The sequence below is a fragment of the Paraburkholderia sp. J69-1 genome, from assembly GCF_905220255.1.
GTDB lineage: Bacteria > Pseudomonadota > Gammaproteobacteria > Burkholderiales > Burkholderiaceae > Paraburkholderia.
Genome location: NZ_CAJMZG010000009.1, coordinates 256,359 through 280,380, shown reverse-complemented (window position 1 = coordinate 280,380; position 24,022 = coordinate 256,359). Strand labels below are relative to the sequence as shown.

The window sequence follows — 24,022 nt, the reverse complement described above, 5'->3', positions numbered from 1 at the left end:
GCCGCATCATTTATCGAGGAACGCCCATGATGACCACACATTCAGCGCAGGATACCTCGCACCACGTCGATAACGCGCCCGGCGCCGAATCCGCTCTGGTATCAGGCAGCATCGCAGCGGGATTTGAGGTGCGCGTGCAAGCGACGTCCATCGACGTGGTTGCCGAAGTCGCGCCCATCATGCGCAATCCGAACGTGGGCGCCATCGTGGATTTTATCGGCATCGTGCGCCATAGCGGCGACCGCGACGATGTCGTTGCGCTCGAACTCGAACATTATCCCGGCATGACCGAGCATTCGCTCTGGAGCATTGTCGAGGAGGCATCGGCGCGCTGGTCGCTCGATGCCGTGAAGATCGTGCATCGCGTGGGACGCATCGCACTTGGGCATCCCGTGGTGCTGGTCGTCGTGGCCGCTCCTCATCGATCGGCCGCCTTCGAGGCCTGCGAATTCATCATGGACTTCCTGAAAACGCACGCGCCTTTCTGGAAAAAAGAAATCGGCCGCGACGGCAGCGCGCATTGGGTCGACGCGCGTTCGCGCGACGAGCAGGCCATGCTGCGCTGGGGTTAAGAGCGCGCAGAACACAACGATCTTGATCGAAACGACTGGACTGACTCAATGAAACTGACCATCAAGTATTTCGCCAGCATCCGCGAGAAGCTGGGCATGGCGCAGGAAACGCTGGAGATCGAGGCGCCGCTTATCAGCATCAGCGGTCTGCGCGACCGGCTGATTGCACGCGGGCCACACGAAGCCGAAGTGCTGGATAGCGCGCGCCCGGTACGCGTGGCGGTGAATCACGAAATGGTGGCCGATATGTTCGTGCTCAGACAGGACAGCGAAGTGGCATTCTTCCCGCCAGTGACAGGCGGTTAATCATCGCAAGGTGTCTCAAGGTATTGCACGGCACGCACAGCCGATCATTCAGAAATGACTTCCACTCTCCCCAAAGCCCCGCTTTGGGGATTTTTTTCAGCCCTTCAAATCGACGTCGAGCGCCGAGGCCAACACGGCCCAATTCGCATTACCAGGCGCTGCGCCGCGTGAAAAAGGCCGGTAAATCTTGTCGCCGCGCTGAATATCGGAACCCGTGAGCGCGCAGATGCCGCGTTTTCGCGCAATGCACAGGCGCCACAGTTGTTCCGTGTAGTGCCCGCTGGTGGGATCGCTCCACGACACGGAAATGAGATTGTCCTTGCACACGTCGACGAAAGCCAGATTGGCGCGGCGCGCGGGAACGGCGTCGACGGTTTCGTGGTGTGCGGCGTCAAGGCCATGAAGCACGGAGCCGCCGCCGAGCAGCGTGAGCGTGTATTGCCAGGCATTGCCGGTATTGAGTTGCTGCATGGCGTGTCTTTCCTTCAATGCGGGGTTAGGGCTCGAATTGGGACTGATTCGTACGACCTGTATTTCCGGAGCGAGCGAAGCCATTGCGCTGAGTTGCATGCTAGCACTCGAATCACGAAAATGATCTATTTCGTCCCGATACGATGAATCGGTCTGTTTGTATTCGTCAGGCTGTTTAGCTCTGACGAATACATTGCAATCGCTCAGCGATACCGTGGATCGTAGTGCCCGCCAGACCGCCCCAGGCATCACACTCCGGGCGGGTTCAAAGGAGTACAGTTTCGGCCTGACGCTGTTCGAGCGCTCCTGGCAGCGTATTCGTCTGACTACGGACGGCCGCTCGTTGGGCACTTCCGCGAGGTCCTGGTGCATTCGAGCGCCGGGCTTGCATTTTCGAATCAAGGCGTTCGAATTCTGGAAAAACACTCGCAGCATTCAAAAAGTCTTACCGCGCCGTAACAAAAACGTCGCAATAACACAGTAAAGTGACGGCCATTTTACGCGCCGATCATGCTTGCTTCGTTACTTGCAGCGTTCTACGAGACCGTCCGGCAAGGCAGCATCACCGCTGCCGCCCGGCGGCTCGAAGTAAGCCAGCCCACTGTCACCTCGCGCATCCAGCAACTCGAAAAGCAATATGGCGTCGAGTTGTTCTACCGGCGCGGCAGCCGTCTCGATCTCACGCAGACCGGCGCAGCACTCATGCCGATGATCGATCGCATGATGCAGACCGAGCACGACATCGACTTCACGCTACGCAACGAGCGCGAACTCTTTGCAGGGAGTTTCCGCATCGGCGCCACGGGTCCTTATTACATTCTTCCCACCATCGCGGCATTCCGGCGGCGTTATCCGCATGTGCAGCTTGGCATCGAGATCGACAACTCGCAGGGCGTGCTCGAAGCATTGATGGAATTTCGCGTCGATGTGGCCGTCTCGTCGAATGTCGTCGATGATCCCAACCTCGTATGCCACCGTATCGCCGACGATAAACTCGTGCTCGTCGTCGCGCCCGATCATGCACTCGCAGGCAAGGGCCAGGTGGAACTCGGCGTGCTCGAAACACAAACGCTGCTGCTGCGCGAACCCGGTTCGCGTACGCGCGACGCCACCGAAGCCGCGCTCGCGCGTCACGCCATCGAGCCCGCCGCGCTCATCGAAATTGGCGGACGCGAAGCCATTTGCGAAGCGATCCGTCACGGCCTGGGCTGCTCGCTGATGCCTTCGGGCGAAGTGCCGCGCGGCGCATCGCTGGTGGCGGTATCGATCGCGCCGGAAGGCCCGGTGGTCCACGAATATCTCTATCATCTGCGCAGCCGCGCGAACACGCGCATCATCAGCGCCTTCATGGCGACGCTCACCGAGACATTACCCCTCACCCAAAAATTGCCGATACACCCATAGGTAATCTTTGGTAAAACGAAATAAGCCCGTCTTACCTGCTTCGTAAGATTCCCTGCACTCGCCGGACTGTCCGGCGCTACGAACACCAGGGGACACACGATGACGAGGCAGGCAACCGCGCAAACAGCGGTGCAGGCGCTATGCGGGCTCGTGCTCGCAGGCGCGCTGGCAGGATGCGGAGGCGATGCGGCGCAATCGCCTGGTACGCAGGTCAATTCGAGCACCGCCAACAGCGCGACGAGCAACAACAGCAGTACCACCACCACGCCCGTCAACAAGATGCTCGTGATCGAGCTCGACGGCGTGACGTACAACGCGCTCACAACGGCCATCGCGGCAGGCAAGCTGCCGAACCTCGCCAGACTCAAGATCGCACCGGCTTATAGCGGCGGGGTGAACAGCACGCTCAGCCAGCAGCCGAATCTCGATACGCCGGGCTGGGCCACGCTCGTGACCGGCACCTGGGCCGATCGTCATCAGATCAATTCCGATGCCTCCGGGCAGGCGCTGCATGCGCCCACCGTATTCTCCATGCTCAAATCGGCGGGTGCGGGCACGTTGGGCGCGGCCGTGGATTCGCCGGGCTATGCCGCGATCCTCGCGCCCGAGCAGAACGCGGGCTTCCTCGATAGCGTCGTCAATTGCGCATCGGTCGATAGCTGCGTAACGAAGCAAGGCGTCAGCATGATCGACAACGGCTATACGTTAGTCGTCGCGCAATATCATTCGGCGCAGGACGCGGCGCTCAACTGGGGCGTCAACTCGACGAACTACGCCAGCACGCTCGCGCAACTCGATAGCGCCGTGGGCACGTTGATCGCCGAAACAGCGCAGCGCAGCAACGAAAACTGGCTCGTGATGGTCAGCGCGAGTCACGGTCTGAACGCGGCGGGCGGCACCGACGGCCTGCCGCTCGCGCCGGAATCCACCAGCTTTATCGGCATGAATGTGCAAAGCAACGGGCGTCAGGGCAGCAGCGCAGCGCCCACGTCGCTCGCGGATCTCTATACGCGTGCCAGCATCGCCGATATCGCGCCCACGCTGCTGGCCTGGCGCGGCGCATTGCCCGCCGCGGCAAGCTATGCGCTCGACGGCGGCGAACTCACTGGCCAGCAGCCGGTATCGCAACTGCTGGGCGTGACCGGCAGCGATAACGCCAGCACCGTGCTCACGTGGACCGCGCCCAGCAGCGGCGCGATCACCGTGCTGCGCGACGGCCAGCAGATCGCCGCGCTGCCCGCCGGCACGACCACCTATACGGACAGCAATCTGGGTGTGAGCACAACGGGCGCCTATACGTTCAATTACACCGTGGCGGCGGGCACCGCGCCGGCTGCATCGCTGATCCGCGTGGCCTATGTCGCGCCGCCACCGCCCCCGGCGCCGCCGCCCGCACTCGCCACCACGCTCACGAACGGCCTCGCCACCTACTACCCGTTCGGCGCGCTGCCGGCAATCGACAAAATGGGCGCAAGCACGCTCGCCGCGTGGGCCTCGGACGCCGATGGCGGCGCGCTCACCACCGATACATTCGGCGGCAAGGGTCTAAAGATCGACACCAGCATCGTCGATACGAATGGCTTCGACGGCTATCGACTGCAGCAGACCAACGACGTCACGAAGCAGGCGCAGTTCACGCTCGGCTTCTGGTTCATGACCTCGTGCCAGAACCTCACGGGCAACGGCACGCCGATCCTGTCGAACAAGAACTACTACTCCGGCGGCAATGCGGGCATTGCAATCGGCCTGTTCCCGGGCTCCAGCACGAGCTGCAACGTGCGCTTCAATATCGGCGATGGTAGTACGCGCAACGATATGAATTCGGCAACCGTCACCGCCAACAAATGGGCGTATGTCGCGCTCACCATCGACACGACGGGCAAGACGATGACGGGTTACGTATTCGATCCGGTGCTGGGCGAGCAAAAGTACAGCACGTCCGTGACGGCGAATGTGGCGAAGCTGCCGGGTCTCGGATCGTTCGGCCTGAACGAGGACGGCACGGGGCAGTACTACATGAACGCCTGCAAAGACACCGCGCCCTATACCGCCGGCAAATGCGCAGCGACGCCGCCCGATGTGCAGTCTTTCGGCGATCTCGCGTTCTGGTCGCGCACGGTGACGGAAGCCGAATTGCAGACTGTCTACGGTTCCGGCAAGCCGCTATCCACGCTCCTGCCCTAAGGGATTCGTTCTAGAGATTCCACGATGAATAAAGACGCTATGAAGCCATTGCATCGCGTGCGCAACCTGGGCGCTTTCACGCTGCTCGCTGTTCTCTCGGCTTGCGGCGACGGTGCGGGCAGCAACGCCAGCGGCACTGCAGCAACTGCTAACGCTGCGGCAGCCGGTGCAGGCGGCGCGAGTGCGCCGGTGGCGATCGTCGCCGCGCCTGCATCGGGGGCCTGTGCGGCCTCGGGCACCACGGCATCGCAGCCTTTGCTCAACACGCAACTGGACTGCGCACCTTGAGCGTCGCGGGCCTCGCAGCCCGCGCGACAGATCGCCGATCAATCTACGAATCAGCGCACGCATCAGCGCGACGCGCGCCGGCCCGCCCGGTCGCGTCTGCCTGCGCGCGCGCCCACATCGACACCACTGCCCATCATGACTTCAATGGATCGCCGTCATTTCCTGCGCGCCGCCGCGGCGGGCGCCTCGCTCAGCCTGTTTCCGCCCGCGATCCGGCGTGCGCTCGCGATTCCCGCGAACAACACCACCGGCACGATCAACGACGTGCAGCATGTCGTGATTTTCATGCAGGAAAACCGCTCGTTCGATCATTACTTCGGCACGCTGCCCGGCGTGCGCGGTTTCGCCGATCGCTTCACGATTCCGCAACCGGGCGGCGCGAACGTCTGGCAACAAAGCGACGGCAGCCGCACGGTGCTGCCCTTCTATCTCGACAGCACGAAAGGGAACGCACTGCTGGCAGGCGGCGCGCATTCGTGGACCGATTCGCACAACGCCTGGGACAACGGCCGCATGACGCAATGGCCGAAGTCGAAAGGCGATGTGTCGATGGGCTATCTGCAAAGCGCCGACCTGCCGTTTCATTTCGCGCTGGCCAATGCATTCACGATCTGCGACGCGTATCACTGCTCGCTGCACGGCGGCACGAACTCGAATCGCATCTTCATGTGGACCGGCACGAACGGCCCCACCGGTTCGAACTACGCCGTGGTGAATAACAACGGCTGGGACGGGCTGGGATCGTCCGCAACGGGGCTAACATGGACCACCTACGCGGAACGTCTGCAAGCGGCCGGTGTGAGCTGGAAAGTCTATGAAAACCAGCCCGACAATTACACCGACAACCCGCTCGCCGGCTTCGCCTCGTTCCGCAAGGTCAACGAGACCGTGCCGGGTTCGCCCAATGCGCCTTATACGGCGGCAATGGAAGCGCTCTCGCCGCTTTACAAGGGCATCGGCAATACCATGCCCGATGGCGGCTTCCTGCAGGCCATGCGCGACGATATCGCCGCCGGTCAATTGCCGCAGGTGAGCTGGATCGTTTCGCCGCAAGCCTATTGCGAGCACCCGGGCGCATCCACACCCGGCCAGGGCGCGTATTACCTGCAACTGCTGCTCGACACGCTGACCGCGAATCCAGACGTCTGGAGCAAGACCGTGCTCATCGTGAACTACGACGAGAACGACTGCTTCTTCGATCACATGCCGCCGCCCGACGCGCCTTCGCCCAACGGCGACGGCACGTATGCGGGCAAATCCACCGTCACCACGCAGTACGAATACTTCACGGTGCCGAACCCGCCCGGCGATTCGTCGCCGCTCAAACCCGACGGCCTGCCCTATGGTCCTGGCCCGCGCGTGCCGATGTTCGTCGTGTCGCCGTGGAGCACGGGCGGCTTCGTCAATTCGCAGGTGTTCGATCACACTTCCGTGCTGCGTTTTCTCGAAGCGCGCTTTGGCGTGAGCGAGCCGAATATCAGCCCGTGGCGACGCACGGTATTCGGCGATCTCACTTCGTGCTTCAACTTTGCGACGCCAAACGACGCCACGCCCGCCGCGATGTCCGCGCCGACCAAAGCCGCTGCGGACGCGCAAAGTGCGCAGCAAAGCGCATTGGGATCGGTGCCGGTGCCATCGGTCGCCACGCAGACGATGCCGAAGCAGGCGCTGATGCAGCGCCCCTCGCGCGCACTGCCTTATCACCTGCATACGAGCGCCAACGTCGATACACAGAACAGCGCCGTGTGGCTCGTATTCAGCAATACGGGCAGCGCTGGTGCGGTGTTCCATGTCTACGACCAGTTGCATCTGGATCGCGCGCCGCGCCGCTACACCGTGGAAGCGGGCAAGGAACTCTCGGATATCTGGACGCCGGTATCGACGGACAACGGCGCTTATAACCTCTGGGTGCTCGGCCCGAACGGCTTTCATCGCGCGTTCACGGGCAATGTCGTTGCGGCCGCAACGGGTCCGAAGCCCGAAGTGCGCGTGTGCTACGACGAAACCAACAACTCCGTGTATCTGACCATCATGAACACGGGCACGGCCACCACGAGCGTGACGGTCACGAGCAACGCCTATCGCGCCGATGGCCCCTGGAATTACAGCGTGCCCGCCGGTATGCAGGTCGAGCCGTACTGGTCGCTCACGGCATCGAACGGCTGGTACGACTTCACGCTCGCCGCCGAAAACGGCGTGACGCGCCGCTTCGCGGGCCGCGTCGAAACCGGCAAGGACAGCGTGAGCGATCCGGCGATGGGCGCAGCCAATTAAGCCTCGCTGTCCCCGCTATACGCGATGAAAAGACCGTTTCACCTCAACCACAGTCACACAACGACATAACCGATGAACTCGCAGATGAACACGCTTCGCCTTTCCTGTTTTTCGCTTGCCCTGCTCGGCGCCGGTTCGGCCGCAAGTTCGGCTGCCTTCGCAGCCGATAGCGTCACGCTCTACGGCGTGATCGACACGTCGATCCAGTATGTGAGCCACGCGAATTCGCAAGGCGAGCATCGCTGGGGCATGGCCGACAGCAATCTCTCGGGCAGCCGCTGGGGCGTCAAGGGCGCCGAAGATCTGGGCGGCGGTCTCAAGGCTATTTTCCAGCTTGAAAATGGCTTCAATCCGAATTCGGGCGGCTTCCACCAGGGCGGCCGTATGTTTGGCCGACAGGCATTCGTGGGCCTTTCCGGCGACCAGTGGGGCACGGTGACGCTCGGGCGCCAGTATGATCCGCTCGTCGATATGATCCAGCCGCTTACCGCCGATAACGACTTCAGCAGCATGTTCTCCACGCCGGGCGACGTCGATAACAACGACAACAGCTCGCGCACGAACAACGCAATCAAATACGTTTCGCCGGTGTTCTCGGGCTTCCAGTTCGAAGGCCTTTACGCACTCGGCGGCGTGGCGGGTCAAACGGGCTCCGGCCAGACGTGGTCGGGCGCGGCCACGTACTCGATCGGCCAGTTCAGCGCGGCAGCAGGCTACTTCTACGCGGCCAATGCAGCATCGAGCGTCAAGCGCACGGGCTGGAGCAGCACCTCGGACGGCACCTTCGACGGTAACTTCGATCCGAATACTCCGCTGAACAATGGCTATATCACAGCGAAGTCGATTGGCATTGCTTCTGTTGCAGTTCAGTACGTAATGGGACCGGTGAAGATGAATCTGCGCTATAGCAACGCGCAGTATCGTCCTGATGCGCAATCGGCTTTTGGCAGCACGCAACGCTATAACGTGGGCGGCGCGTATGTCGGCTATCAGGCCACGCCTGCGCTGCTGCTTGGCCTTGGCTATATCTATACGAAGGCTGATGGCAATACGTCCGCGACATATCATCAGGTTTCCGCCGGCGCGGATTATTCGCTTTCGAAACGCACCGATGTCTATCTGATGGGTGCATGGCAGCACGCGAGCGGCACGCAGGGCAACGGCAAGGGCGGCACCGCACCGGCTGAAGCATCGATTGGCTCTTACGGTTATTCATCGAACAACACCGTGCAGGCCATCGCGACCGTGGGTATTCGCCACAAGTTCTGATCGACGTAGCACACTCCGGAATGAATGACCGCGCATCTGGGATGCGCGGTTTTTTCATTTGCGCATCAACGCGTGTGGTTCGCTCGCTATTCGACCATCGCGTCCTGCGATGCTTGCGGCAACATTACAAACCACCCGGACAACCCAATAAAAAATTTTCGTGTGCGCTGTAACCCGTGGCAGGAGGGCTGCGAATTAGCTGGTGTATCCGCGACGGATACCCACTACCTCTACCACCGGAGAATACTCATGTCCGCCAAGCTCAACGTCAATGCCGCCCTGCTCGCTGGCGCTGTTGCAAGCCTGCTCGCCTCCACCGTCCACGCAGCGCCGCTCACTCAGGCCGAAGCCAGCGCCGCTATCGCAGCGCACAAGGAAAAGTGCTACGGCGTCGCGCTGAAAGGGCAAAACGACTGCGCAGCGGGCCCTGGCACGACCTGCCAGGGCACCTCGGCAATGGACTTCCAGGGCAACTCGTGGAAGTTCGTTCAAGGCGGCACCTGCACGAGCATCCAGGTGCCGGGCGGCGGCCACGGCTCGCTCATGCCGATGAAGTCCTGATTCTGCGTGATCCATGGGAGTGGGACGATCATGAGCGATTTAATCCGATCAATGGCGTTGAACATGCCCGGCCGTTCTGCTCTCGTGGGCACCAGTTTCAAACCCGCGCATCTGAATGCGATTCTCGAAGAAGGCTTGTCTGAAGGCTTCTTCGAAGTGCATGCCGAAAACTATATGAGCGCGGGCGGGCCGCCGCATCGCGCACTCATCGCCATTCGCGAGCGTTATCCGCTTTCGTTGCATGGTGTCTGCATGTCGATTGGCGGACCGGATGCGCTCGATGCCACGCACCTTGCGCGCTTTCGCGATCTTGTTGCGCGTTACGAACCGGCCTTCGTTTCCGAACATCTCGCGTGGTCCTCGCACGGCGGCACATTCTTCAACGACCTGCTGCCACTGCCCTATTGCCGCGCAACGCTCGACCACGTATGCGCGCATATCGACAGAATGCAGGACGTCATTGGCCGACCGATCCTGCTTGAAAACCCATCCACCTACGTGATGTTCGCATCGTCGACGATCAGCGAAACCCACTTTCTGCGCGAAGTCGCGCAAAGAACCGGTTGTGGCTTGTTGCTCGATGTGAATAACGTATTTGTTTCCGCAGTGAATCACGGCTATTCGGCGCACGACTATCTCGCGGCCTTTCCGCTCGAATACGTAGGTGAAATTCACCTGGCCGGTCACAGCGAACAACACGACGATGAGAACGCACCACTACTGATCGACAGTCATGATCGCCCGGTTGCCGATTGCGTCTGGGATCTTTACGCCAAGGTGATCGGGCAAACGGGCGCCGTTCCTACGCTGATCGAATGGGACAGTGATCTGCCTGCATTTTCGCAATTGCGTGCGCAGGCCGAAACGGCGCGGCAAATCATGACCGATCAGATTCTCTTTCATCACGAGCGAGATTGCCATGAAGCCTGAACCGCACACGTCGTATCCGGCGGCTTTCACACCGGGCTTGATCGATCCAGCGATCTGCGCACCGGATGACGTGATCGCCGCGCATGGCAAAGGCGTCGTCAACCGGTACAACGTCTATCGCAACAACGTGACGGTGAGTTTGATCGACGCGCTCGCCGCGATTTATCCGGCCGTTCAGCGCATCACGGGTATTGAGTTTTTCCGCGCGATGGCGCGCTTTCACGTGCGTGCCACGCCGCCGTCTTCGCCATTGCTATTCGAATACGGGCGAGACTTCCCGTCCTTTATCGAATCGTACGAATACGCGCACGAGATGCCCTGGCTCGCCGATACTGCCCGCGTCGAACGTGCATGGCTCGACGCTTATCACGCAGCAGATGCCGGGCCTTTATCGGCACACGATCTGGCTCGTATCGACAGCGGCTTGCTCGCGCAAGTGCGCTTCGTTGCGCATCCGGCAACGCGCATTGTCCGCTCGCGCTTTCCTGCGGTTTCCATCTTCGCAATGAATCGACGCGAAGGCCCTGTCGAGCCGCTGCATTCGAGCGATGCGGAAGATGCGCTCATCACACGTCCCGATCAGGACGTAATCGTTTCGCGCCTGCCCGTCGGCGGCGCGGCCTTCCTGCTCGCGCTTATTTCAGGTTTATCGCTCGGCGAAGCCATTGAAACCGCTTTCGCCGACGATGAGTCCTTCGATATTCAGACCAATCTGCAGGCGATGATTTCTGCCGGCGTTTTCACTGCCATTCGTCCCGGAGCACCATCATGATGTCGACCCAGCAAGACCTCAAACCGTCCTTGCCTGCTGTCGTTACAAAGACGATCGCGCGGGCGCGTCACATAATCGAAAAGCTCGCGCAACCGTGGCTCGTGCAACTGCTGCTACGCGTGGCGCTTGCCGTGCCGTTCTGGCGATCCGGCATCCTCAAATGGAGTGGCTTTCTTCATCTCAACGATACGGCCATTACCTTATTCACCGACGAATTTAAACTGCATTTGCCGGGCGGTCCTTATCCTTTTCCTGCGCCAGCGATTTTCGCCTTTCTTTCCGCATGCGGAGAAACTGGATTTCCGGTGTTGCTGGCGCTCGGCCTGGGCACGCGTTTCGCCGCGGTGGGCCTGTTCCTGATGACCTGCATTATCGAATTGACGGTTCCCGATGGCTGGCCCATTCACATCACGTGGGCCGCTATGGCGCTGGGCATTGCGGCCTGGGGGCCGGGCGCGATTTCGATCGACTGGCTGCTGGGCGATCGCAACAGCCGGTCCTGAATCGAGGCGCGGCGGCATCGCCACCGCGCCTTGCTTTAAGGCCTAGCTTTGGCTTACGCGTGACAGCGCTTCTTCTGCCGTACTGTTAGCGCGCCCAAGGCTCATATACAGCAGTAAAGACGCACAACAGAACACACAGGCGAGCCCCACCGCTGCACGCGCATCGAGCATTTCGATCAACTCGCCGCCCGCCGCCGAGCCAATGCCGAATCCCAGCGAGAGCACCCCCGGCGAAAGCGTTGCATAACGCCCGACCGTATCCACGCGCGGCATCGTCGCGAAGATCAGCGTGGCCGCGCCCGTCCAGGCCACGATAAAGACGATCGCGGCAAGCGCAAAACGGTCGGGCGTTTGCGGCATCGTCAACGCCGCCGCCGACACCACGCATGCGCCGATGTTGACGACGGCCCAGCGCCGCAAACCGTTGCCCCGCCCGAGTCGCGGCATCACCACGCATGCGGCCAGACTCACGAGGTTCGCCATCACCAGTGTGGTTGCCACACGCGCTTCGCTCAGGCCGGAACGCATGCCAATCTGCTCGAGGAAAGTCCACAGCACGCCCACGCCAAAATACAGCGCGAACAAACTGCCGAGCAGCAAGATCACGCCGCGTAGATCGACATGCGCACCTTCGCTGGCATCGGCATCGACAAAGGCCTCCTGTTTCCCGAACAGCGCAACCGCCGGAAGAAACGCGAGCGACAACACACCGATGCACACATACGTGCCGCTTGCATGCGCCATCCCGCCGACGACGGGCAGCACGTAGCCGAGCAAGGCCATACTCCAGAGCACCTGCAACAACACCAGCCAGCCGATGTTGCGCTCCGCGGATTTCGTATAGGACAGGCACGTCATAGCGATACCGCTCATCGCACCCGATCCGATCCCCGCCACGGCGCGCACGACGATAAAAAGCGTTAGCGTGTGCGCAAGCGGTGTGATGAAATTCGCCAGTGCCGATAGCAGAATCGTCGCGGCGAGCGCGATGCGCACCGGCTGGCGCGCGAGCACCGACGCCATTAACAAGGTGCCCGCCGCCATGCCGAACACCTCGCCCAGCACCGCAATGCCCAGTTGCGCCGCACCGAATCCCCATTGCTGCGCGATCTGCCCGACGATCGCGGGCAGCCCCCAGAACACGGTCGGCGCGACCGTGCCGAGGGCGAGCATCGCCAGCAAAAAGACAGCGCTGTTTTGCGAAACAGATTCAGACGAAGCTTGATTCACGATGCGGCCTCCGAATGGAATGTCCTTGCCTGAATCACGCGCATTCCATCGCTTTGAGGCTTGCGCTTTGCAACTGCTCGCCCAGCGCGCCCTGCGCATACGTCACTGCGCCATTCATCATCGTGACGCCGATATTGACGCGGCCGATATCGTGCTTTTTCACTTCGAACAGATTGTCTTCGAGTACGATCAGATCGGCGCGCTTGCCCACGGTCAGCGAGCCGATTTCATGTTCCATGCGCAGTTGGTACGCGCCGTTGATCGTGTATGCGGCAATCAGTTGCGGCACGCTCAAACGTTCGTTGATATCGGGGAAAACAGGCGCGTCGGGTTCGCCTGCAAGCTGGCGCGTGTGACCCGATTCGATATGCTCGACCGGCCGATGCTGGCAACGGCATTGGCACGCCAGCCCGTCCATGCCGATCGAAACCGTCACGCCTTCTTCAATAAACGTGCGGAACTTGTACATATTGCTCCAGCGCTCCGTGCCGTAATGCTCGCGAATGAGTTCGGTGTAGACGTCGACGACACCCCACTGCAATTGCGTATTCGCCATCACACCCAGACGGCGGAAACGCGGGATATCGTCGGGATGGGTGAGAAACGCATGCGTGATGACGTGACGGCGTTCGCGCGGCGGATTGGTGGCGTTCACGAGTTCGAATCCATCGAGCGCGGTACGCACGGCCGCATCGCCGACACAATGCACCATGACGTCGATACGTTCCTTATCCGCCTGCAGCAAATATTGTTTGAATTGATCGATGGGCATGGTCGGCTCGCCGCAGGTGTGCGGACGGTCCGCATACGGTGCGAGAAGATAGGCCGTGTGATTCGCTTCCGTGCCGTCGAGAAAGAGTTTGAGCGCCTGCGCTTTCACAAGCGGCGACTGGTATTTCGCGCGATATTCCACCAGCGTGCCCACGGGGTCCTCGACCGGCCCGAGCGCGGCGTAACTGCCCACCACGCGCAGTTTGAGATTGTTCGCGCGCTCCATCGTCTGCAGCGTTTCATAGAGCAGCGTCTGATCGCCGCTCGGGTCCAGAAAACCTGCATCGAATACCGTCGTAATGCCGGCAGCCACCAGTTTTTCCTGCCATACGCCAATCGATTGCAGGTACAGATCGATACCGGTGGGCAGATACCCCGCATCGCTAATGCGCCGCATCAGCAGTGAATAAGCGGCGCCGTCGACGACCAGGCCGGTCGGTTCGCCCGTCACCGGATCTTTCTCGAACCAGCTCGAACCTTCTTCCACAGGCGGCGTATCGGCGTCGATACCGCCAATTTCAAGCGCCTTCGAATTGACCCACATGCTGTGGAAATCGGTCGAAAGCAGGCAAACCGGTTTGTCGGCGCAAATGGAATCGAGCGTTTCCTTACGCAGCATTTCCGGCGGAATCGTAGCCTGAATCCAGCCCATGCCCGTGATGCTCTTTTCTTCCGGATGGCCGTTCACATAGTCGGCTAAGGCCGCGAGGACTTTCTGCGGATCTTCGTAATTCACGAACGCCTGAAAAGCAAAAGCCGTGGTCGAAAAATGCCAGTGCGATTCCACGAAACCCGGCAGCATCAGACGGCCGCCCACGTCCACGACTTTCGTTTCTCCGCCGATAAAGCGCGCAAGCCCCGCTTCGTCGCCCACAAAAACAATACGATCGCCGCGCACCGCGACGGCATCGGCCCAAGGTTTGTGCGGGTCCACCGTATACACCCTGGCGTTGCGGAACACGATGTCTGCAAACGGTACGCCGAGATCGTGGCCGGAAGTGAGGTTGTGAGTTTGTGTCGCCACCTGTCGCTCCTTTGAGTCGTAATCGTTCGATGTGGCGCGAAATGTATCCAGCCGTAATTGCGCGGTCTGCCCTGTTTTGGGGGGGCATGCTGCCGGTGTTGCCCTGGGTTGCCCTGGGTTGTCCTGGGTTGTCCTGGCAGACAGCGCATTTCTGGTCGGTTAAGGTGGCGCTATTCCCGACCCGCAGGCACGACGCAATGGCCCCCGACACCCACGATTTCCAGACGCTCACCATTTCGCCCCGCGCACTGGGCGATCTTGTCGGACGGGTGGGCACGCCGGATTTCGTGCGCTCGCTCGGCCAGTTCGTCACCGGCGATATTCAGGCCGACGCCATTCATCTCGAACGATTGCGCCCCGATGCCCGCAGCCCTTCCGGCTATACGACGGAATGGATCGGCAGCACCGGCGAGGAATACGCGCTGATCTGCGAAATCATGGATCGCTACTACGCGAGTTATTGCGATCGCGATCCGCTCTTTGTGTCGATTCGCGGTTCGACCGGCAAGTTGCTGATCCAGCGCGACGTGGGGGCCCTCACCGACGACGGCTTGCGCAGAGAGATTTTCATGCCCGCGCGCATCGCGCAGGAATGCGTGATTTCGCACGGCACGCGTAACGAGCGCTATTCGTTGGGCCTCGCGCGCTGCGAAGGTCGCGCGGCGTTTTCGCTGCGGGAACTGGCCGTATTGCAGCAGATGGGGGAATTCCTCTTTCCGCTGTGCGAAATGCATTCGCGAACGGCCTCGGCAAGGCGCATCAGCACGCCGCGCCGCGAGGGCACGCCCGTATCGCGTTTCGAAGAACGCATCGCGCGCGAGGAAATCCGTCTTTCGCGCCGTGAAGGCGAGATTTGCCGTAGCCTGCTGAGCGGCAAGACCATTCCAGAAAGCGCGCAGATGCTGGAATTGAAGCTCTCGACTGCTGAATCCTATGTCAAGCGTGCGTTCGCCAAACTCAATGTGCGTACGAAATGGGAACTGCTGCAGTGGGCGCATTCGTCTGAATAAGCCGCTACAAAACGTCACTCCGCGTATACTCCCCCGCAGTACTTGTGGCATACTCCCGTCCAGTATGTGACCGGGAGCCATCATGCCCCACACCGTCGAAGAAAAAAAACGTGTTCTGGCCCGGGTTCGCCGCGTGCGCGGCCAGCTGGACGCGCTCGAGCGCGCGCTGGAAGAAGGCACGGATTGCGGGCCCATCCTTCAGCAGATTGCCGCCATGCGCGGCGCCATCAACGGCCTGATGGCCGGGGTGCTCGAAAGCCATCTGCGCGAGGAGTTTTCGAGCCTCGCCAGCGCCAACGACACCTCGCAAAAATCCATTGACGAAGTCGTTTCTCTCGTGCGTTCCTATCTGCGCTGATCCAGCGTCGATCGTTCGCTGACTGTTCATTCATCGCGCCGGCGGCCGCCCGAGCGGGTCCGGACCTTTTGACTTACTCACCAGGATTGCTATGAAATCACGTGCAGCCGTTGCATTCGGGCCGGGCAAGCCCCTCGAAATCGTCGAGATCGACGTCGAACCGCCCCGCAAGGGCGAAGTGCTGGTTAAGATCACGCATACCGGCGTGTGCCACACCGATGCCTTCACGCTTTCCGGCGATGATCCCGAAGGCCTCTTCCCCGCCGTGCTGGGCCATGAAGGCGCGGGCATCGTTGTCGAAGTGGGCGAAGGCGTCACCAGCGTCAAGCCCGGCGATCACGTCATTCCGCTCTACACCGCCGAATGCGGCGAATGCCTGTTCTGCAAGAGCGGCAAGACCAATCTGTGCGTGGCCGTGCGTGCCACCCAGGGCAAGGGCGTGATGCCGGACGGCACGACGCGCTTCAGCTACAACGGCCAGCCGGTCTATCACTACATGGGCTGCTCGACGTTCAGCGAATACACGGTCGTGGCCGAAGTCTCGCTGGCAAAGATCAATCCGGATGCCAACCCGGAACAGGTCTGCCTGCTCGGTTGCGGCGTGACCACGGGTCTGGGCGCGGTGAAGAACACCGCCAAGGTCCAGGAAGGCGATACCGTGGCCGTGTTCGGTCTCGGCGGTATTGGTCTCGCGGTGATCCAGGGCGCGAAGCTCGCGAAAGCCGGCCGCATCATTGCCGTCGACACCAACCCGGGCAAGTTCGAACTCGCGCAGGCCTTTGGCGCGACCGACTGCGTGAACCCGAAGGATCACGAAAAGCCCATCCAGCAAGTGATCGTCGAGATGACGGGCTGGGGCGTGGATCACAGCTTCGAGTGCATCGGCAATGTGAATGTGATGCGTGCGGCGCTGGAATGCGCGCATCGCGGCTGGGGCCAGTCGGTGGTGATCGGCGTGGCGGGCGCGGGCCAGGAAATCTCCACGCGTCCGTTCCAGCTCGTGACCGGCCGCCGCTGGCTGGGCACGGCGTTCGGCGGCGTGAAGGGCCGCTCGCAACTGCCGGGCATGGTCGAAGACGCCATGAGCGGCAAGATCCAGCTTGCACCGTTCGTCACGCACACGAAGGATCTCGCGGGTATCAACGAAGCCTTCGACCTGATGCACGAAGGCAAGTCGATCCGCACCGTGGTTCACTACTAAGCGTCACCACGCAAGCCTGCACGCGGCACGTCGTTCGTGCCGCTACCCTTTGCCCACTGTCATAAGTGACGGTGGGCAAAGCGGCCAACGTTTCCCTCTTTTCATCGCCATATCGATCTGATTGTCTATGCAACGACTGCGGTCGAAATGGGCGATGTCCTGGCAATTTATTTTTCCGCAATTTAATTGATCGCTTTAAAGCATATTTAAAGCCATTCATTCATCCATGCAGCATAGCGTGTAACAGTGTTTGACAAAGCGCTGCAACACGCTCTATTTTTCCTCTGCATTCTTTCATTACCAAATCTTTCCGCGGGGAATCTCTAGAGGCCGTTCAGGCTTCATGGGCTTCCCTTTGTCTTTTTATCCGCACTGGCTTTGTTTTTTCATAGGCATCCTGATTAATTTTCATCGCGACAAATTGTATTAAAAATGTCGGATATAGAAAGTTAATTGTCAGCCGCAGTATGCGCCGACGCGGGACCGTATTGGCTTTTAAAAACGTTCCCTTCCGGCAAACGCGGCTTATCTGCTTGCGGTATTCACCATTCACAGGGACAGATATGAATGCGGACAGCCGTAGTAACCTCAATCTCAGCCGCCGCGCCCGCCTGCGCCTCGCCGGGTCTGGCGCGTTGATCCTGAGCGTATTGATACTGGCGGGATGCGGTGGCGGCGATAGCGGATCAGGCGCCTCGGCCACGGCAATGAAACAGGTGGCCGCCGCCCAGCAAAACGCCAGCGCCAATTCGAATGCCAATCAACCTTATACCGACCCTATCGCCTATTCGCTAAATGCCAAAGACGGCCTGTCCGCCAGCCAGGTCGCGGAAAAAGCGGCCGTCATGCACTACCAATGGAATTCCGGCAAAACCACGATCAATTACACGACCACCACCGGGCATTTGACGGCATCGGATGCCAACGGCAATCCCGATGCCACCATGTCCTATGTCGCCTATACCGCGCCTTCGACCAACGGTTCGCCGCGCCCCGTCACCTTCATCTATAACGGCGGCCCGGGTTCTTCCTCGATCTGGTTGCGGCTTGGTTCGTTCGCGCCCACGCGTGTCGCCACGCCTGATCCGCTGCTAACGAACTGGCCGAATTTTCCGGTCGTCAATAACACGGAGAGCCTGATCGACACCACGGACATGGTCTTTATCGACCCGCCCGGCACCGGCCTTTCCGAAGCGATCCTGCCGAACACCAACCAGAAGTTCTGGGGCTGCGATACCGATGTGGACGTGATGCGCGACTTTATCCTGCGCTATCTGGCCGCGAATAACCGCAGCAGTTCGCCGATCTATCTCTACGGCGAATCGTACGGCACGCCACGCACCGACATGCTCGCGCTCGCGCTGGAAACCGCGGGCGTGCAACTGAGCGGCATCGTGCTGCAATCGGCCATTCTCAACTATTTCGCCGATGCGATCGAAGCCACGGCCATCACGGATTCCACGGCCGGTCTGCAACTCGATACCGATACGCTAGCGGGCTATTACCCCGGTTATGCGGAAGTGGCGGCGTATTTCAATCAGGTTTCGCCGCCTTTGATCGATCAGGGACTATTCGCGCTGCAATCGGAAATCTTCGCAACGGGCCAGTACAACCACTTCAAGAAATACTCGCAGACGTGGGTACTCAGCCAGCTAGGCATTCCCGACGCACTCGGCACGCCCGTTTTGCCGCCAGCGCGCACGCTGGATTCGTGGCGCTGGCCGTCGAGTCTCTCGCAGCAGGCTTTGCAGGGCTATTTCAACGTGAATGGGTTCAACTACTCGTTGATCCCGGGCACCACGATTGGCCGCTACGACGGACGCGTTTCGCTGCCGAATTCCGATCCGCGTTTGCAGGCCGATGGCGATCCATCGGACATCCTGATCTCGCAGCCATTCACGACTGCGCTGGCCACGCAATTGCCGGATTATCTCGGCTACAGCGCGCCTAACGCGACGTATATGCCGCTGAACGACAGCATTATCGAAGTCTGGGACTTCTCGCACGACGGCCAGCCACTGCCCGATACCCTGCCCGATCTGCTCGGCGCAATCACGCTCAATCCGCAATTGAAGGTGCTGTCCGAAAACGGCTATCACGATCTCGCCACGCCGTTCTTCAATACGGAAAAGCAGCTCGCGCGTTTGCAAACCGTAGCGGGATTGAGCGCGAATCTGGAGGTCAACTTCTTCCAGGGCGGACACATGATTTATCTCGACGATGTCGCGCGCCCGAAGATGAAAAGCGATCTGATCAAGTACTACGCAGGCCAGCCGATTCCGCAAGCGCTTTCGGTGTGGACGCTGCCTTCGCCGTGGCCCGACGAAGACCCCGCCGGTTCGACCACGGCGATTGCGCAAACTGCCGCACAGCCTTAATCACGGCATACGCACGCGCGGCCCGGCACCAGGGGCCGCACAACGAATCGATGCAACCCTCTGAATGCGAGTGATCATGTATCTATCCGACAAGCTCTGGCGTATCGCGCCGCTCATCGTGGGATTCGCCGTGACCGGCACGGCGCAGGCAGCAACGCAATCCGTCGCGCCGGTCCAGTTGCCCAAGGGCGGCCATGGCGTGGACGGACCGTTCTTCCCGACGAACCGTCCGCAAGCCGTAACGCCATCTACTGGCACGCAATTGCAGCAGGAAGCGCAAAAGCGCATTGAAGCCCGCCTTGGCGCGAATACCGTGTTGAGCGATGGCGCGACCGTGAGCAAGACCCAGGCGCAAACCAACGGCCTGGGCTTTATTGCGCAGCATTTCGATCAGATCGATACGGCGCACACGGGCCGCGTATCGATCAACGACGTGCGCCAATATCTGCAAAAGCAGCAACAGCAGTAATGTAAAACCGTAGCGCAAAAAAAATGGCCTCACCGTCGGGTGAGGCCATTTCGCGCTGGGTGTCAGGTCGCTTATTGCAGCACACGCGCCGGCAGCAGCTTACCTTCCCAAAGCAACGCAGCAGTCTTGACGAACAGCAGTCCAATCACGCCATTCGCAGCAGCAAACAGAGCGAATGCGAGTTCATGTTCCCAGAGCGGGCCGCCATGCTGGGCGATGAGCATCGCGAGCGTCGGCAGTGCGGCCACGCCAAAGCTGAAGGCCCAGTACGAAGGTGCAAAAGCCTGAGCACGAATCCACGGCAGCAGACGCAGCAACAGAAGCGCCTGATACAGACCGTAGCCCAGCAGCGCGTAGGCCACGAATCCTGCTGCGCCCGCCAGCGACACGTGCATGCTGTTCATGATCGCCATCCATGCGACACCGCCTACCACCGGCGGCGCAAGTTGCACGCCGAAGGTCGGACGCAGGGCCGGCGCAGTCGGTGCCGCCAGCGCGGCGCGATTAAGCAGCTTCGATTCGATGGCAAGCCACGACAGCGCGCCGCTGCCGAAGAACATCAGCGCCAGTTCGGGCAAATCGAACGACGCGGCCGTTGCTGCTGCCACGAAACCGGCCGCCACCGTCGGCAGATAAATTGCGGGCGTGACGAGTTCCGCGTTACGTCCACCTTGCCAGAGCCGCCCGTGCAACATCACGCCAACGCCGATCTGCGCCACCGCGCCCGCCACGAACAACGCCAGACCGAGATCGTGCGACCAGAGCTTGAGCGCCTGCGCGGCCAGCATCGTCGAAACCGGCGCCAGCGCGACGAAGGACGATTGAACTTCGTGCTGCCATTCCTTGCGCGCCGCCTCGCGATGGGCGACCCACTTGAGCGCGTACATCGCCATCACGGCGGCCCACACCACCAGCCCGAGCACCGTCAGCGCCGACGCCGCAAAAGCTGGCACTTCCCACAACTTCGCCGCCACCCGCCATGCGCCGCCCAGCGCCAGCGTCCCGACTGCGATGCCGAAAAAGCCAGCCGGCATCGGTTCATGTTTTGTCATCCATGCGTACATGACATCACTCCCGAAACTTGAGGCAGCGAAGGCCGCCGTCGATGGAGTGACTTTATGCGCGGGCGGGCGCGGCGCGAATGCTGGGCCGTTTCAACAACATGCCCGATCGTCTCATGCGTATTTCTGTTCGCGCCCCGACCCGACTCACCCAAACGTGAACGTATAAACCCGCGCCCCCGCGTCCAGAAAACGGATCTCGAATGTTTTGTCCCCAATCGCGCCGCGCTGGCGCACCAGTTGATAAAGCCGCGCACTGGTCACGACGCCCGTGCCATCGGCGGCGACATCGGCGCCATGCGCAGCGCCCGGCGGCTTTCCGTCGATGGTGATGCGAAAGCGCACCGACTTGCCATCCGCCGCAGGCGCCACCACCAGATGCAGATCGCGCGCATGAAAGCGATACGCCACGCCCGCCTGCGCAGCCGCCGGGACCGCCGATTCCGCGCCAATCGTCCAGCGTCCGTCGAGCGCCCACGCGTTGAGCGGCAGATCGGCGGGCAGCGTGTAACTCGCGGCCGTATCGGCCTGCAACGATTGCGGCGAAGCGAAACCGCGTCCTTCGCGATAACCCAGATACGTTTCGCCGGAGCCGGTATCGGCAAGATCCGCCGGAGCCTGCGCGCCGCTCGCGTTCACTTGCGGCGCAGCATGGACATCGGCATCGGCTTGAGCGGCACGGCCGTTTTCGGCGAGCAGTTGCTGGATCGCCTGTTCGGCCTGTGCGTACCCGCCCTCGCCGAAGTGGTGAAAACGCACCTTGCCTTGCGCATCGACGATATAAAACGCCGGCCAGTACGCATTGCCGAAGGCATTCCAGATGCGATAGTCGTTATCGAGCGCCACCGGGTAGTGAATATTCAGGTCCGCCAAGGCGCGCTTCACGTTGCCTTGATCGTGCTCGAAACCGAATTCAGGCGTATGCACGCCGACCACCACCAGCCCGTCGTTCTGATAGCGCTGCGCCCACGTCTTCAGATACGGCAGCGTGCGCAGACAGTTGATGCACGAGTACGTCCAGAAGTTGACCACCACGACCTTGCCGCGCAGCGACTGCGGTGTGAGCGGCGCCGAATTCAACCACGCCGATGCCCCGTCGAGCGACGGCAACGTGCCTTGCACCGGCAGCGAAACACCCTCATTCGAAGGCACCGATGCCGAAACCCGCACGATATGCGCTGCATTCGCGCGCTGCGTCTGCTGCGCGACGCTGGGCCTGACACTGCGCTTTACAACAGGCTGAGCCACCGGCGCACTCAAGCGCTGCGTCAAGCGGCTTTCCAGATCCTGCGTCGGCGAACCGGGCAAATGCACCAGCACGCGCGTATCGAGCCCGAATGCAATCGCGCCCACGGTCACCAGCACGAGCGCGCCCAACGCGCGGCGCACATGCTCGCCGACACCGAGCGAACGCTTGAGCGCATCCATCGCCCGCTTGCCGAGACTCGCCACGATTGCCAGCGAGCAAGCCGCCCCCACCGCATACGCGCCAAGCGCCACCCAGGTCTGCCAGCTCACGCCATGACGCACCGCGCCCGTGAGGATCAAACCGAGGATCGGCCCGGCACAAGGCGCCCACAGCAATCCCGTCGCCGCGCCGAGCAACAGCGCCGAACCGATCTGCCCCGCCGCGCCTTGCGCATTCGAGCGCGTCATGAAGCGATCTGCAAGACCCGTCAGCGGCTGCGCGAGCCGGGTGGCCAGCGCGGGCAACAACAAGGCCGCGCCGAACACCGCAAAGAGCGCCAGCGCTACATAACGCCCGTACTGGCTCAACTGCGCCGCGCCGTCGAGCCCCGCCGCGCCCAGCCCGGTGAGCAGCGCAAAGGTGCCCGCAAGCCCGACCAGCATCGGCAGGCGGCCGGTGACGAACGGCTGCTCCGAACGCGCGAAAACAAACGGCACGACCGGCAGGATGCACGGACTGAGTACGGTGAACGCACCGCCAATGAAGGCAACCACGAGCAGTAACATGAGACGGTCTCCAGACAGATCCACATCGAAATCAGGGGGCGATTCGGAAAATTCGGAAGCAACGCGACGCCCCTGCCATGAACCGTATTTCAATGTCCTGATGTATCGGAGGCATGTCGGGAAACCGCGTGCAGCGCATCGTCATGTGTCGCGCAGCGGATGGGACACATGCGGATACACACGGTCCAGGACAGCCAGGGAACTCGGGACATGAAGCCAGCGTTTTGTATCGCCGTGTATCCGCCACGAACGGCGACACACTGCGTTGCAAAGGTCACGGGGACGGGACATGTAGCAGATACGTGTGCGCGGTCCAATAGGCTCGCATCCCAACCCTTCATGGAGATTCCGTCATGTTCGAACGTCTCAAGATTGCCGCCGTCGCCACGGCGCTGGCCGCCACTGCCGCCTATGCCGTATTCGCTTCGACTGCCAGCCCCGCCGCCACCGAACCCGCTGCCGTGCAGAACGGCGCACCCGCGCCCGACTTCACCGGCATCAACACCTGGATCAACAGCCAGCCGCTCGATCTGAAGCAGTTGCGCGGCAAGGTCGTGCTGGTCGAGTTCTGGACTTTCGACTGCATCAATTGCGCGCATACCGTGCCTTATGTGAAGGAGTGGTATTCGCGCTATCGCGACAAGGGTCTCGTGGTGGTCGGCGTGCATACGCCCGAACTGCCGTTCGAACGCAATACCGACAATCTGAAGAAAGCCGTCCAGCGCTTCGGCATTCAGTATCCGGTTGCGCAGGACAATTCGTATGCCACCTGGAATGCCTATAACAACCAGTATTGGCCCGCGCTTTATCTGATCGACAAGAATGGCAAGCTGGTCTACAGCCATTTTGGCGAAGGCAATTACGATGAAACCGAGCAGACGATTCGCACCCTGCTGGGAACCGATGCGAAGCAAGGTTAATCGTCAGGAAATAAAAAGACTGGATTCCTAAGGAGTCCGGTCGATAAAAAAGCGCGCCATTAAAAAAATGGCGCGCTTTGCTTTTGTTGCGA

At 61.1% G+C, this 24,022-nt stretch carries 22 protein-coding genes; 17 read left to right on the top strand and 5 right to left on the bottom strand.

The annotated features are described in order from the left end of the window. The first annotated feature begins 26 nt into the window (after positions 1–26). Together U5A67_RS18615 and moaD are read left to right on the top strand one after the other, a co-directional pair. Positions 27–572: a molybdenum cofactor biosynthesis protein MoaE gene (locus U5A67_RS18615; protein WP_321815629.1), complete on the top strand. Its 546-nt coding sequence runs from the start codon at positions 27–29 to the stop codon at positions 570–572. A gap of 48 nt (positions 573–620) precedes the next feature. Further along, positions 621–878: a molybdopterin converting factor subunit 1 gene (gene moaD, locus U5A67_RS18610; RefSeq protein ID WP_321815628.1), complete on the top strand. Its 258-nt coding sequence runs from the start codon at positions 621–623 to the stop codon at positions 876–878. 96 nt (positions 879–974) lie between these two features. On the opposite strand, the gene U5A67_RS18605 is transcribed toward moaD, so the two are convergent. Further along, positions 975–1,349: a DUF3331 domain-containing protein gene (locus U5A67_RS18605; RefSeq protein WP_205980878.1), complete on the bottom strand. Its 375-nt coding sequence runs from the start codon at positions 1,347–1,349 to the stop codon at positions 975–977. Positions 1,350–1,859: 510 nt separating this feature from the next. Between U5A67_RS18605 and U5A67_RS18600 the strand changes: the two genes are divergently transcribed. From U5A67_RS18600 to U5A67_RS18560, 9 genes are all read left to right on the top strand, one after another. Then, complete coding sequence (locus tag U5A67_RS18600; RefSeq protein WP_205980876.1) at positions 1,860–2,753, top strand: LysR substrate-binding domain-containing protein; 894 nt, start codon at positions 1,860–1,862, stop codon at positions 2,751–2,753. A 99-nt stretch (positions 2,754–2,852) separates the two neighbouring features. Continuing rightward, entirely contained in the window at positions 2,853–4,937 is a 2,085-nt protein-coding gene (locus tag U5A67_RS18595; RefSeq protein ID WP_321815627.1) for a LamG-like jellyroll fold domain-containing protein, read from the top strand. A 24-nt stretch (positions 4,938–4,961) separates the two neighbouring features. After that, entirely contained in the window at positions 4,962–5,225 is a 264-nt protein-coding gene (locus U5A67_RS18590) for a hypothetical protein (RefSeq protein ID WP_321815626.1), read from the top strand. Positions 5,226–5,360: 135 nt separating this feature from the next. Then, positions 5,361–7,499, top strand: a complete 2,139-nt coding sequence (locus U5A67_RS18585; RefSeq protein WP_321815625.1) for a phosphocholine-specific phospholipase C — start codon at positions 5,361–5,363, stop codon at positions 7,497–7,499. An 84-nt stretch (positions 7,500–7,583) separates the two neighbouring features. Beyond that, positions 7,584–8,768, top strand: a complete 1,185-nt coding sequence (locus tag U5A67_RS18580; RefSeq protein ID WP_321815624.1) for a porin — start codon at positions 7,584–7,586, stop codon at positions 8,766–8,768. A 249-nt stretch (positions 8,769–9,017) separates the two neighbouring features. Next, on the top strand, positions 9,018–9,329 hold the full coding sequence (locus tag U5A67_RS18575; protein WP_205980868.1) for a DUF2282 domain-containing protein: 312 nt from the start codon (positions 9,018–9,020) through the stop codon (positions 9,327–9,329). A 63-nt stretch (positions 9,330–9,392) separates the two neighbouring features. After that, positions 9,393–10,259 (top strand): DUF692 domain-containing protein, encoded by an 867-nt coding sequence (locus U5A67_RS18570; protein ID WP_415767869.1) that lies wholly within the window; start codon positions 9,393–9,395, stop codon positions 10,257–10,259. Further along, complete coding sequence (locus U5A67_RS18565) at positions 10,249–11,031, top strand: DNA-binding domain-containing protein (protein ID WP_321815622.1); 783 nt, start codon at positions 10,249–10,251, stop codon at positions 11,029–11,031. Before U5A67_RS18570 ends, U5A67_RS18565 begins: the two co-directional genes overlap by 11 nt. Continuing rightward, positions 11,031–11,534, top strand: coding sequence for a DoxX family protein (locus tag U5A67_RS18560; RefSeq protein ID WP_321815721.1), 504 nt, complete (start codon positions 11,031–11,033; stop codon positions 11,532–11,534). The genes U5A67_RS18565 and U5A67_RS18560 overlap by 1 nt, the downstream gene beginning before the upstream one ends. A 42-nt stretch (positions 11,535–11,576) precedes the next feature. On the opposite strand, the gene U5A67_RS18555 is transcribed toward U5A67_RS18560, so the two are convergent. Together U5A67_RS18555 and U5A67_RS18550 are read right to left on the bottom strand one after the other, a co-directional pair. Next, positions 11,577–12,764, bottom strand: a complete 1,188-nt coding sequence (locus U5A67_RS18555) for an MFS transporter (RefSeq protein ID WP_321815621.1) — start codon at positions 12,762–12,764, stop codon at positions 11,577–11,579. 34 nt (positions 12,765–12,798) lie between these two features. Further along, on the bottom strand, positions 12,799–14,559 hold the full coding sequence (locus U5A67_RS18550; RefSeq protein WP_321815620.1) for an amidohydrolase: 1,761 nt from the start codon (positions 14,557–14,559) through the stop codon (positions 12,799–12,801). Positions 14,560–14,756: 197 nt separating this feature from the next. Here U5A67_RS18550 and U5A67_RS18545 point away from each other — a divergent pair, with 197 nt between their 5' ends. From U5A67_RS18545 to U5A67_RS18525, 5 genes are all read left to right on the top strand, one after another. Beyond that, positions 14,757–15,569, top strand: a complete 813-nt coding sequence (locus U5A67_RS18545) for a helix-turn-helix transcriptional regulator (RefSeq protein WP_321815619.1) — start codon at positions 14,757–14,759, stop codon at positions 15,567–15,569. An 82-nt stretch (positions 15,570–15,651) separates the two neighbouring features. Continuing rightward, positions 15,652–15,927 (top strand): formaldehyde-responsive transcriptional repressor FrmR, encoded by a 276-nt coding sequence (frmR, locus tag U5A67_RS18540; RefSeq protein WP_205980862.1) that lies wholly within the window; start codon positions 15,652–15,654, stop codon positions 15,925–15,927. A 91-nt stretch (positions 15,928–16,018) separates the two neighbouring features. Continuing rightward, positions 16,019–17,128, top strand: coding sequence for an S-(hydroxymethyl)glutathione dehydrogenase/class III alcohol dehydrogenase (locus tag U5A67_RS18535; protein WP_321815618.1), 1,110 nt, complete (start codon positions 16,019–16,021; stop codon positions 17,126–17,128). A 563-nt stretch (positions 17,129–17,691) separates the two neighbouring features. Further along, positions 17,692–19,506 carry a S10 family serine carboxypeptidase-like protein gene (locus U5A67_RS18530; RefSeq protein WP_321815617.1) on the top strand — a complete coding sequence of 605 codons (1,815 nt, stop codon included), beginning with the start codon at positions 17,692–17,694 and terminating at the stop codon, positions 19,504–19,506. A gap of 76 nt (positions 19,507–19,582) precedes the next feature. After that, complete coding sequence (locus U5A67_RS18525; RefSeq protein ID WP_321815616.1) at positions 19,583–19,975, top strand: 2-oxoglutarate dehydrogenase; 393 nt, start codon at positions 19,583–19,585, stop codon at positions 19,973–19,975. 71 nt (positions 19,976–20,046) lie between these two features. Here the strand turns inward: U5A67_RS18525 and U5A67_RS18520 are convergent, their stop codons facing one another. Both U5A67_RS18520 and U5A67_RS18515 read right to left on the bottom strand, forming a co-directional pair. Beyond that, the gene (locus tag U5A67_RS18520; protein WP_321815615.1) at positions 20,047–21,039 is read right to left on the bottom strand and encodes a dicarboxylate transporter/tellurite-resistance protein TehA; all 993 of its coding nucleotides are present in this window, start codon (positions 21,037–21,039) and stop codon (positions 20,047–20,049) included. Positions 21,040–21,183: 144 nt separating this feature from the next. Beyond that, a complete protein-coding gene (locus U5A67_RS18515; protein WP_321815614.1) occupies positions 21,184–23,010 on the bottom strand; it encodes a cytochrome c biogenesis protein DipZ in 1,827 nt (608 codons plus the stop codon). A gap of 353 nt (positions 23,011–23,363) precedes the next feature. Between U5A67_RS18515 and U5A67_RS18510 the strand changes: the two genes are divergently transcribed. After that, the gene (locus U5A67_RS18510) at positions 23,364–23,930 is read left to right on the top strand and encodes a thioredoxin family protein (protein ID WP_205980854.1); all 567 of its coding nucleotides are present in this window, start codon (positions 23,364–23,366) and stop codon (positions 23,928–23,930) included. Positions 23,931–24,022: the final 92 nt, after the last annotated feature.